This is a genomic window from Candidatus Solincola tengchongensis (assembly GCF_015711935.1).
Classification (GTDB): domain Bacteria; phylum Actinomycetota; class Geothermincolia; order Geothermincolales; family RBG-13-55-18; genus Solincola_A; species Solincola_A tengchongensis.
Window position 1 is genome coordinate 1 of sequence record NZ_JACVJJ010000077.1, and the last position, 10,440, is coordinate 10,440.

The 10,440-nt window shown below is 63.8% G+C and carries 10 protein-coding genes; 3 read left to right on the top strand and 7 right to left on the bottom strand.

What is annotated here, in order from left to right:
• The 3 genes from H7007_RS06450 to H7007_RS06460 all read left to right on the top strand — a co-directional run.
• Positions 1-205, top strand: a 205-nt coding sequence (locus H7007_RS06450; RefSeq protein WP_287154036.1) for an ABC transporter permease subunit, incomplete at its 5' end; no start/stop codon positions are given.
• Position 206: 1 nt separating this feature from the next.
• Positions 207-1,220: an ABC transporter ATP-binding protein gene (locus H7007_RS06455; RefSeq protein WP_287154038.1), complete on the top strand. Its 1,014-nt coding sequence runs from the start codon at positions 207-209 to the stop codon at positions 1,218-1,220.
• Positions 1,217-2,206, top strand: coding sequence for an ABC transporter ATP-binding protein (locus H7007_RS06460; protein ID WP_287154040.1), 990 nt, complete (start codon positions 1,217-1,219; stop codon positions 2,204-2,206). Before H7007_RS06455 ends, H7007_RS06460 begins: the two co-directional genes overlap by 4 nt.
• Positions 2,207-2,210: 4 nt before the next feature.
• On the opposite strand, the gene H7007_RS06465 is transcribed toward H7007_RS06460, so the two are convergent.
• The 7 genes from H7007_RS06465 to H7007_RS06495 all read right to left on the bottom strand — a co-directional run bounded on the left by H7007_RS06465 (position 2,211) and on the right by H7007_RS06495 (position 9,357).
• The gene (locus H7007_RS06465; RefSeq protein ID WP_287154041.1) at positions 2,211-3,437 is read right to left on the bottom strand and encodes an MFS transporter; all 1,227 of its coding nucleotides are present in this window, start codon (positions 3,435-3,437) and stop codon (positions 2,211-2,213) included.
• Positions 3,437-4,669, bottom strand: a complete 1,233-nt coding sequence (gene amrB, locus H7007_RS06470) for an AmmeMemoRadiSam system protein B (RefSeq protein ID WP_287154052.1) — start codon at positions 4,667-4,669, stop codon at positions 3,437-3,439. The genes H7007_RS06465 and amrB overlap by 1 nt, the downstream gene beginning before the upstream one ends.
• Positions 4,670-5,132: 463 nt before the next feature.
• Positions 5,133-5,417 (bottom strand): HEAT repeat domain-containing protein, encoded by a 285-nt coding sequence (locus tag H7007_RS06475; protein ID WP_287154043.1) that lies wholly within the window; start codon positions 5,415-5,417, stop codon positions 5,133-5,135.
• A gap of 117 nt (positions 5,418-5,534) precedes the next feature.
• Positions 5,535-6,107, bottom strand: a complete 573-nt coding sequence (locus H7007_RS06480; RefSeq protein ID WP_287154045.1) for a TolB family protein — start codon at positions 6,105-6,107, stop codon at positions 5,535-5,537.
• The gene (locus tag H7007_RS06485; RefSeq protein ID WP_287154047.1) at positions 6,104-6,487 is read right to left on the bottom strand and encodes a hypothetical protein; all 384 of its coding nucleotides are present in this window, start codon (positions 6,485-6,487) and stop codon (positions 6,104-6,106) included. The genes H7007_RS06480 and H7007_RS06485 overlap by 4 nt, the downstream gene beginning before the upstream one ends.
• A gap of 368 nt (positions 6,488-6,855) precedes the next feature.
• Complete coding sequence (locus tag H7007_RS06490; protein WP_287154049.1) at positions 6,856-8,253, bottom strand: acetate--CoA ligase family protein; 1,398 nt, start codon at positions 8,251-8,253, stop codon at positions 6,856-6,858.
• 702 nt (positions 8,254-8,955) lie between these two features.
• Positions 8,956-9,357, bottom strand: coding sequence for a hypothetical protein (locus H7007_RS06495; protein ID WP_287154051.1), 402 nt, complete (start codon positions 9,355-9,357; stop codon positions 8,956-8,958).
• Between the last annotated feature and the right edge of the window lie 1,083 nt (positions 9,358-10,440).

A 10,440-nucleotide genomic window follows, 5' to 3' on the forward strand; every position in this document is an offset into this window, starting at 1 on the left:
CTGGCTGGCCTTCCTGGGCCTGGGGCAGCAGCCTCCAACGCCGAGTTGGGGAAACATGCTCGCCGAGTACCTGCCCTTCTACAACACCCATCCCTGGATGATGTTCATCCCGGGGACGGCCATCGTGCTGAGCGTGCTGGCCTTCATCCTGCTGGGCGATGGGCTTCGCGACGCCCTGGACCCGCGCCTGAGGGGGAGTATCTGAGATGGACGGCGCACGCGATGTCCTCCTCGAAGTACGCAACCTGCGCACTTATTTCCACACCCCGGCCGGAGTGGTCAAGGCCGTGGACGACGTCTCTTTTCGGGTCCACCGAGGAGAAGCCCTGGCCCTGGTGGGCGAATCGGGTTGCGGCAAGACGGTCACCGCCCTCTCGGTGATGCGGCTGGTTCCCGATCCCCCGGGGAAGATCGAGGGCGGCGAGGCGGTCTTCGAGGGACGCGATTTGCTCCGATTGAGCGATGCGGAGATGCGCCAGGTCCGGGGCAACCATATTGGCATGATCTTCCAGGACCCCATGACCTCCCTCAACCCCGTCTTCCGCGTGGGGGACCAGATACGGGAGGCGGTGCAGCTCCACCTGGGGCTCTCGCGTAAGGAGGCCAAGGAAAGGGCCATCGAGCTCATGGAGATGGCGGAGATACCCCAGGCCCGGGAACGTTACCGTATGTATCCCCACGAGTTCTCCGGGGGCATGCGCCAGCGAGCCATGATCGCCATGGCCCTCTCCTGCGAGCCCAAGCTGCTCATCGCCGACGAGCCCTCCACCGCCCTGGACGTCACCATCCAGGCCCAGATCATGGAGCTACTCGGCCGCCTGAGGAAGGAAATAGGTCTTTCCGTGATGCTCATCACCCACGACCTGGGGGTGGTCGCGGGGGTTGCGGAGACGGTGCTGGTCATGTACGCCGGCAGAGTTGTGGAGTACGCAGCCGTTGACGTGGTCTATTACCGGTCCAAGCACCCATATGCCTGGAGCCTCATGCGTTCCGTCCCTCGCCTGGACGAGAGGAAGGAGAGGCTGCTGACCATCGGCGGTTCTCCCCCCAGCCTGATAAACCTCCCGCCCGGATGCTACTTCTCCCCCCGCTGCCCCTTCGCTCAGGATATCTGCCGCGAACAGGAACCACCGCTGGTGGAGGTGGAGGAAGGCCACCTCTCCGCCTGCCACTTCGCCGCGGATTTCGAGAGCCGTGCTGCGGAGGTGACCGGCGCATGAGTCCAGATAACGGTGTCCTGCTGGAGGTCCGGGGGTTGGTGAAACACTTCCCCTTGAACAGGGGCTTGCTCCTCTCCCGCCTGGGAGGCTCGGTGAAGGCCGTGGACGGCGTCTCCCTGGAGGTCCGTGAGGGGCAGACCCTGGGCCTGGTGGGTGAATCGGGATGCGGGAAGTCCACCCTGGCCCGCCTCATCCTGAGATTGATAAAGGCGGACAAGGGGGAGGTCCTTTTCGAAGGCCGGGACATCCTCAAGCTCTCCCACCGGGAGATGAAGGCCGCGCGCCGCTCCATGCAGATCATCTTCCAGGACCCCTACGCCTCCCTCAACCCGCGCATGAGCGTGGGAGCCATCATCATGGAGCCGATGATCATCCACGGGGAGGGCACAAGGGAGGAACGCCGCCGCAGGGCCCTGGAATTGCTCTCCCTGGTGGGCTTGCAACCCGAGCATTTCGCCCGCTATCCCCACGAGTTCAGCGGCGGCCAGCGCCAGCGTATCGGGGTGGCCCGGGCCTTGGCACTGCGCCCGCGCCTCATCATCTGCGACGAGCCGGTTTCCGCCCTCGACGTGTCCATCCAGGCTCAGGTCCTGAACCTCCTCAAGGAGCTGCAGGAACGGTTTCACCTCACTTATATCTTCATCGCCCACGACCTCTCCGTTGTGCGGTACGTCAGCGACGAGGTGGCGGTGATGTACCTGGGGAAGATAGTGGAGCATGCCGCTCACGACGAACTCTACGGCCGACCCATGCACCCCTACACGCTGGCCCTTCTCTCCGCGGTTCCCGTCCCCGACCCCCGCAAGGAACGGGAGCGCCGGCGCATCATCCTGGAAGGCGATGTCCCCAGCCCCACAAACCCGCCTTCCGGATGTCGCTTCCATACGCGCTGCTGGAAAAAACAGGAAATATGCGCCGAGGTGGAACCGCCCCTGGAGGAGAAGGCCCCCGGCCACCGCGTGGCCTGCCACTTCCCGGAATCATGACCTCCTAACCTTCCCTCTCGAGGGAGGGGAGGTTGCGGGTGAAGGGGAAGGAGAAAAAGGCCAGCACAAGACCCGCCAGGCTCAGCCAGAGGGCGGCGGAGACGATGCTCACCCTCCCGGCCAGATACCCCATCCCCAGATACCCCAGTGGGAGGGGGAGGAGCACCAGCGCGTCCATGGTGGCGAAGACCCTGCCCCGGAACTCGGAAGGTATCAGGCGCTGGCGGAGGAACTCGTAGGTCGTGAAACCCAGGGCATCCACCACCCCCATGCTTAAACAGATGAGCAGGGAGGCCCACAGCGAGGCGGAACGGCTGAGGAGGAAGACGCCGGCGGCATACCCGCAGAAACTGACGAGAACCAGGCTCAAGGGCCGCACCCTTTCCAGAATGCGGTAGGCGAACAAGCTTCCCAGGGCCAGGCCGGCTCCCACCGCAGCGCTGAGCAGCGTGTAGTAATTTACCTCCCCCAGCCGCTGTGCGCTGAAGAGGGGGAGCAACACCTCAAAAGCCCCGAACACGGGCATGAAGAGGAGGTGCATGACCGTCAGCCCGCGCACGTGTCGGTCGGAACGGATGATGCTCACCGCCCGGGCCATTCCCCTGATGGGGGAGGCCTCCCCGTAGCCCCGAACGCCGGGCCTCCTCTTTCCCTCGTCCCTCTTCACCAACAGGCTGGCCGCCGAGCAGGCACCGAGAAGGGCGGAGCAGAGAAAGAAGACGTTTGCCTTTCCCAGCGCCTTGACCAGGAAATACGCGGAGCCGGTGCTCAGGAGGAAGGTCGCCGAACGGAGGAACATGTACGCCGAATTGGCCCTGGCGAGCTGGGATATCTCCACAAGCTCCGGGAGCAAGGCGACTATGCAGTTGGACACCAGGACTCCACACATCGAGGCGCAGAAGGCCACGGCGAAGACGGGGTAGGGAGCGCGCAGGAAGGGGAGGATGAGGATGAACGACCCGTACAGGAGGTTGGAGGCCACGAGGAGGTCGCGGCGCGAGAAGCGGTCCACCACGGGGCCCACGAAGGGCGCGGCCAGGGTGAAGGGGGCGAAGCTGAGGAAGAGGGACACGCTCATGGAGAAGGGGGAGCCCGTGCGCTCCAGTACGAAGAGGGGCAGCCCCACGTAGTAGACGCCCCTGGCCACCATTCCCAGAAACTGGGAGAAGAAGAGGGCCAGGAGCGGACGGTTGGCCCGCAGTGGGAGGGCGATGGTTCCTGCCTCCGGCATCAGCGGGGGAAGACCAGGCCGGCGAAGGTCACCGCCGAGCCTTCCTGGGAGTCAAACCAGTGGCAGTGGTCCACCAGGGTGCCCTTCCTCCCCTCCAGCGCCTTGACCATGGTGTAGATGGGAGGGAGACCGCACACGTGTCGTGAATCACCCTCCGCGGCCACGTAGTCGAAGAAGCCCTCCGCGTCCCCTTCTTCGGCGAAGCGCAGCATCTCCTTGTCCTTGGCGATGACCGAGGAGAGTATCACCCCGTCCAGGGGGAGGGGGCTGCCGAACCTCCTGCCCACATGGGCCAGGTCGGCGGAGGCGATGAAGAGAGCCTCCTCGCCCATCGCCGAGAGCAGCCCCTTAAGGGCGTTGACGAAGGAGGCCACCTCCCGGTCCTCGGAGGGAGACCTGCGTTCCTGGACGAAGGCGTGGAAGGAATTGCAGGTGATGGGCAGCAGGCGGAAGCGGTCCGCTCCCCCGAATATGAAGCAGAGCAGGGGAAGCTGTATCTCGATGGAGTGCTCGGAGCGGTGGGAGAGCTCGTCCCCCAGGCCGTCCATGCCCGCCGCGCGGGCCAGGCCCTCGGCCAGACCGGCGTCCGTCTCCACCAGCCCAAAGGGCGTGAGGTAGTTCTTGCTGGTGAGGGCGAAGAGGCCCTCCATCTCCCCGTGGCAGGTCCCCAGGATGACCACCAGGGGGCGGGAAGTTCCGGACATGGAGGCCCCCAGCAGGGAATAGAGTTTTCCGTAACATTCCCAACCCCGCTCCAGGTCTATATGGGGAGCCACGGCGGCCAGGGGAGGCTCCGCGAGCGGTTGCGGTTCCCCGGCCTCGAGGAGCATGGCCCTCAACTGCTGCACCAGTACGCGGGGATCGGCCGGATAGCCGCTCCCCGCCGAGGCCATGGGCCGGTTGGGCAGCGCCAGGTATTCCTGGTCCAGGCGGCGCTTGTAGTTCCGGAAGTTGTCGCTGTCCAGGAGCAGCTTGCGGTCCAGCTCGGCGATGAGGGAGGCCACCTGGTCGCTGGTGATGATGTCCCCGTAGCGCCGGACGTAGGCCGCCTGCAGGTCGCGCAGGGAACGCGTCCCGTCGCATAGGGAGGCTATATAGTAGAGGTTGGGGGGAAGGACGACGATGTTCCTCGCGTACCCCAAGGGATCGCGCAGGGCCACCACGTCCCTTCCCTGCTGCCTGGCGGGAAAGGCCTCCAGCCGACGCAGCTTGGGATAGTCGTTCTCCTGCATGGCTTTCACCCGTCTCCCGAAGTCGTAGCTTCGCGGTTTATTACCGGAAAGGCAAGCTCGAAAGACAAGTATATAATATACCCCCCTTGGAGGGATAAATACGTCCTGCCTCACCCGTCATCCTGAGGGCGGGCAGGCTTTTCGCCCAAGGTTCTTCATGCTTTCCTTCGAGTGTTCCCGATGCGGTCATGCCCGAGAGAGGATGATAAACCCCTGCGGGGAGTTAATTCCGATGGAGTCGGCAAAGAGCTTTCCCGCTGTGGTGACGAGTGCCTTTGCCTCCGGCCTCAAAGGGGTATTCGGAGCCTTATGCATGAAGGGCGGGCGAGCCGCGGTTTCCTCACCCAATGGTGACCAACGCACTTCCGGCGGGCTACCTTTGACGGGGTTCGCTTTGGCTACCCAGGACGCGTGATTCCTGCATCCCCCGTGGCAGAACCGAGACCCCGAAAAGAGTCGCCCGCTACTTCCATTGGGTGCGCTTCTTGGCCTCCCGGGCCAGCCCAACGTCCAGGGCCAGCCAGGCCTTGGCGCGGATGAGCTCGGTGGTGGTGGGGTCGACCACCAGGGCCATGAGGGCCTCCACCCCCCGCTTGTCGCCCAGGCGGGTCAGGGCCTCGATGGCCTGGAAGGCCACCTTCTCGTCCTCGTCGCGCAGGAGCTCCACCAGGCCCTCGACGTCGCGCTCCCTCTCCAGCCTGCGCACGTCCCGTTTTCCGAATCCGAACCTCGCCATTTTCTCACCCATCCAGATTTTAACATCTTAACACCCGCAACGCGATCGGGGCCGGGCCCGAAAAAGGCTCGCCGTCATTAGTGGCCGTCGGGAACGGCTCGCTCCACGGGTTGCCGGTGGGAGAGGGCATCAATGGGGGAATAAGAAATCCGCGTAAGGTCCCTGGCAGGCCATATCCTCGTCCCAGGGGATCTCCGGCAGGCCGCCCAACCTCTCGTAACCCCCGCCCCCGGAGCCGGCGCGGAAGAAGCAGTAACGCCCTTCGGACGACCGGTCGGTGAAGTAGAGGTAATTGCCGTCAGCCGACCAGGCGTAGCTTGCGGGGAACTGAACGGGCTTGATCCCGACCAGGGTACCCTCCACCAGGTTGACCAGAAAAAGCCCGTTCTTGGAAAGGTCCCCGGGTGAGGAAGCCAGGTCATACAACGCGCAGGCCACCAGGTCTCCCCTTACCGGGTTGACCAGGTAGCTGTTGACGCAAGGGGCCAGGTAACCCTCGGCATCCAGGATCGAGTACAATTCTGCGGGCCTGGTGACCGCACCGCTCCTCACGTCGACCAGGGAAATGCCGGTGCCGCCGCCCGTGCCCATCTCCCACACGGCGATCTCCCTGCCCCCGGGGAGCCACCACAGGGCAGCCGGGTTCTCAAGCGGAAATTCGCCCCTGGAGAGCCTGCGCTGTTCACTGCCATCGGGATTCATGAGGTAGACCTCCGCATAGGGAAAGCTTTCCTCCGCGTGGGTCCTCTTCCGTCCGTGCCTATTACATAGACGTTGCGGTGTCCGTCCAGAGCGGTATAAGCCATGCGGGTGCCGTCGGGGGAGATGGCGGGGTTGCATTCCCTCGCCGTGGAAGAGGTGAGGTTGCGGGGATTTCCGCCCTCGCCGTCCATGATCCATATGTCCCCCTCTCTGACGAAAGCGATGAGGCCCTTTCCTACCATTACGTCGGCGCCTTTCCCTTGCTCCTGCTCCTTGCCCTCACCCGCCGTCCCGGCGGTTTTCCCTCCGCAGGAGAGATTGAGGAGAGCGGACAGCAACAGGAGGACAATGAAGATGAGCGGGATTTTCCAGGCTTTCATTTCTCACCACCTGTTTGACTGGACAGCCCTTCTCCCGGGCTCTAGGGTTTCTCGTGTTGCCGGCAGGGTTTCCGTTCGAATATCCCAAGACATCCCTGGCCTTTTACCCCCGGTCTTTAGGGCGAGGATCAAGGCCGATCGTCCATCCTTACTGAATCTACCCGGCTTTACCGCTTCCCAAACCGGAGACGGTCGGCGGCGGGAAACCCCTCCGGATGCGCTTCAGCGCCCTTTTCGGTTAGGAGGCGGTTAGGGGGGCGCGTCGGGCGTGACGGGGTTGCCGGAACCCCCGGCGAAGGGATATGCACCAGCAAACCCCCCTTGTTGGATTGCGGCGCTTCGAAGGCGGAAAGGCATCCGGCCTTTACCTACCCGCGCCCTCTCAGGGCCAGGAGCCGATTCAGGTTGGCGAGCACCCGCCCCATCTTCTCCGGGGTGTTGTAGGCGATGACCCCCGCCCGCTGGGCTTCTTCCATTTCCTGGGAGAGAAGGGCCGGGGCCACCAGACACAGGAACACCGGCTTTCCGTGTTTCCTCCCTATCTCCGCGTACTCCCGCGCCGGGAAGGCGGGACCGGCTCCTGCCCCGGTGACGAAGACGGCCACCGCGCAGTGGATGTCCTCCTGACGCAGGGCCAGGTCGGCGGCGCGCAGGTAGAGGGAGTTGTCCGTCCAGGCGAAGGCGAACATGTCCAGCGGGTTTTCGGCCGTGGCGTGCCGGGGTATGAACTCCTGGACGGCGGCGGCGATCTCCGGACGCAGGGGAGGGAAACGCACCCCGCCGCGTTCCCCTATGTCCGTTATGGCGATGACCGGCCCCGCGGTGTGGGTGGAGACGAAGACCCCGTTCCCCCGCGGGACCCCTCCCATGGAGACGGCCTTGGCCAGGCAGGCCATCTCGCTCGCCGACTCCACCTGGAGGAGGCCGGCTTGGGCGAAGGCCCCGCGGTAAACCGCCTCCGAACTGGCCACCGACCCTGTGTGGGAGAGGGCGGTGCGGGAGGAGCTCTCCGTGAACCCCCGGCTGTAGACGATGACCGGTTTTCTCCGCGCCGCCTCACGCGCCCGGTGGAGGAAATCGTCCCCGCGGTCCAGGCCCTCGATGAAGAGGCAGATGACCGCGGTGTCCGGGTCCTCGGCCAGGTACTCCACCATGTCCGCGAACTCAACGTTGGCCCGGTTGCCTATGCTCACGAACTTGGCGATACCCACCCGCTCGTCCATGAGCTCGTTGAGGATGCAGTTGCCCATCCCCCCGCTCTGGCTGACCACGGAGACATTCCCCTGGGGGAACCAGGACAGGGGGCTGGCGAAGGTTGCGTTGATGCCGTCTCTGGTGTTGAGGATGCCTATGCAGTTGGGCCCGATGAGCTTCATGCCCCCGGAGTCGGCCACCCGGACCAGCTCCTCCTGGAGCCTCCTCCCCTCCTCCCCCGTCTCCCGGAAGCCGCCGGCGAAGATGACCCCAGCACGACCGCCCCTTTCCACCGCCTCGCGTACCGAGGGGAGCACTTGCACCTCGGGCACGGCATAGACGAAGAGGTCTACGCCGTGAGGGAGCTCGGAGATGGAGCGGTAGGCCCTCCGGCCCTGGATGGTATCGCCGGCGTTGGGGTTCACCGGGTACACCTCGCCCCGGTATCCGGTGGAGGTCACGGCGGCCAGGGCGTGGTAGCCCAGCTTGAAGGGGTTGTCGGTTGCCCCCACCACGGCGATGCTGCGCGGCTGAAAGAGGGGGCGGAACTTCTCCAAAATCTCCGAGCCCATGGCGCGCCATCCTTCCCTTTTGCCCTATGATAATACAAAGCCCGCCTGACGACGCGCGGTGTCTCGCCGCTTGACGCCGGATGCGCGGCTCTTCCGCGCGAAAGATGGAGAACCTGCGGGAAAAATCCCTTATTGGAGATTAAAGCTTGATTCTGCCAAGTCGAGCCACGGCGGGAGACCTCGTGGGCGATTCCGTCCATCGAGCAGCCGCGGGAGGCCATGCAGGCAGGGTGACGAGCGCTGGTAATCGTCGGTTTCCACGGGCTTTGGCCTTCGAGCCATTACACGGCGGCAAATCTCCGCCTCGCGTTCCCCCTGTCCGCAGGCAGTCCCTATACGAGATTCCCTGTTTCTCTCCCCTTCTCCACGGGTCGAGGGGTTCCGTCACCCCCACGGGATCCGTATGCGGAGCGCCTCCGGTAGAATCCTGGATCGCCTCGGCCTGCACCAGGGCTCTTCCGCGCCGGCGGATTGCGCACTAAACGCCGCTCCCGACGATTGTCCATCTCCTTCCGGAGCCCTAAATATGGGTTAGATGAGAGATGCGGAGCGCCTCGGGCGGGATCCTGGATCGCCTCGGCCTGCACCAGGGCTCTTCCGCGCCGGCGGATTGCGCACTAAACGCCGCTCCCGAAAAGACCTGCTTCCCCTTGCGTCTGGGAGTCCATCCTCCGGAGGCCTGGTGAGCGGTTGGGATACGGCTCAGGCGCTCTCTCGGAGCTCCTCCGCCGTGGAGAGCCCCGGGCGGTATGTCGCCTTGCGTATGCGGTTGAAGAGTGCGTTGGCCGCCCTGGAGAAGAGATTGGGGTGGGTGTTCTCTATGAGCTGGACCAGGAAGCCCTGGTTCTTGTTGAGGGCCGCCGCCAGCGCCGACGCGTCCAGGCTCTTCAATAGCTTGAAAAGAAAGTCGGGGTTGCGGTTTATTATCCCGGCAAAGACCTCCGGCTCGAGGTATCCCATCACCTCGCCCAGCAACCCGCTGTTCTCGTTTACCGCTTTGGCCACCACACGCGGGTCGATGCCGGAGATGATCCCCGATATCAGGTCCTGGTTGTTGGCCATCCTCCCCAGCACCCGGCCCAGTCTGCGGAAAATCTCACTCATCTCCCTCCCTCCTCTTAGCCCTTGGGACTATCCGATACGATGTCGCATCGCCATTATAACACGCCTTCGTGGAAAGCAAGAGTCCTGTTTGGGTAACGGCAAAACACCAATCAATAAATGTTATTTGATGATGGGGAAACGGGAAAGATAAATGACTGACCGGTCATCGTCCTCTTCCTGCGCCGCTGGCTCTTGCGTGGTCGCCCTATATCATTTTTGAATGGCCGCCCCATATCATCATCGCTGCCCCCCTGACCCTCGATGCCTCTTCGTGAGGCGCATGTTCTGCCGGATCAAAAAAGGAGGAGCAATCCGCCCGCTTTACGGCTAAAACCGATGCATATACCGGGGTTCCTTTCCTATCTCGCCTGAAAGCCTGGATGAGCCCAACCATGGCTCTGTCGCGCTCCGGATACGGATATCCCTTATTGGCGGATGTGTTGTGCCGGCATAATGGGTGAATCCGCACCCTTTGCCGAGTCGGTCGATGGCCGGGTCGGCGCCTCTGTCCATTGCATCTTCCGGTATTCCTTTCCTGCCACGGCACCATTCCCGGTGACCTCCGTCATGCCTCCTGAAGTTCCGGCCGCGAAGAGACCTCGTTGTTCGGGGTAGATGAGAAAACAGAAAGGACGAGGAGGGGATTCCGCCAACCCGGGCCACCTCCGTTGCGCTTCCCGAAGTTCCGGCCGCGGAGAGACCTCGTTTTTCAGGGTAGATTAAAGCGGGGAGACGAGGAGGGGATTCCGCCCGTCCGTTGCCCGGCCAATGGGTTTCCGGGGGCTCTTCACCCCAGTCTTAGCCTGGGCGCAGGTGACTCATGTCATGGCTCATGCGCATCGCGACAAGGAAGAATGGGGATGGGGAAAGAGGAAGGTGCCTCCGATCCCGCTGCCGGTTTAAGGGGCCGCTCCCGGGGAAGAATTAACCCGTGAGAGTCCCGTGAAAGGAGTGAAGGACATGGAACAGTACCTTAAGAAGGTCGAGGGCGAGAACGCGGAGCACGACCTGCTGCTCTTCGCCTTGTCCACCTGCGGGTGGTGCAGGAAGGCCAGGGATTTCCTGGAGGAGAACAAGCTCGCC